The organism is Serratia sp. HMSC15F11 (genome assembly GCF_001808215.1).
Lineage (GTDB): Bacteria > Pseudomonadota > Gammaproteobacteria > Enterobacterales > Enterobacteriaceae > Serratia > Serratia nevei.
On sequence record NZ_KV792393.1, the window covers coordinates 4,255 to 4,706 of the forward strand.

General features: G+C 62.4%; 1 pseudogene. It reads right to left on the minus strand.

The window, feature by feature from the left end:
* A pseudogene (locus HMPREF3138_RS26940) lies at nt 1–452 on the minus strand (hemagglutinin); the annotation flags it as partial.

Here is a 452-nt window from a genome sequence, read left to right on the forward strand (position 1 = left end):
TGCGCCGCCTTCTGCAGGTCGCTGCCGGTGCCATATTCCTTCATCGCCTTCCGATAAGCGTCGGTCTGCTTCAGCGCCGTCTCGTTGCCCTTAAGCTCAGGGTGTGCCGTCAGGGCCGCTTTCAGCCCGGCGATATCTCCCTGCGTACGGATCACGTCCATCGCCTGGCCGCCAATCTCCCCAATCAACTGCGCCTGCTTGAGCCGCTTTTGCTCCTTCTCCTTGTTGAATATCGGGCTGATGCTGCCGGCGTTGGCATGCTCGGTATCCCGGTTCAGCTGCGCCACATCCTGTTGCTGTTTGTCTTTGTCGCGAACTATCAGCGTACCCTCACTGACGCCGGCCTTCGTCGCGCCCTCGGCATGCCCGCTGTTGTTGGCACCCGACAGCATGCCACCGGCCATGTTGGTCAGCAGATCCTTGCCCACCGGCCCGCCGGTGCTGAAGCTGCC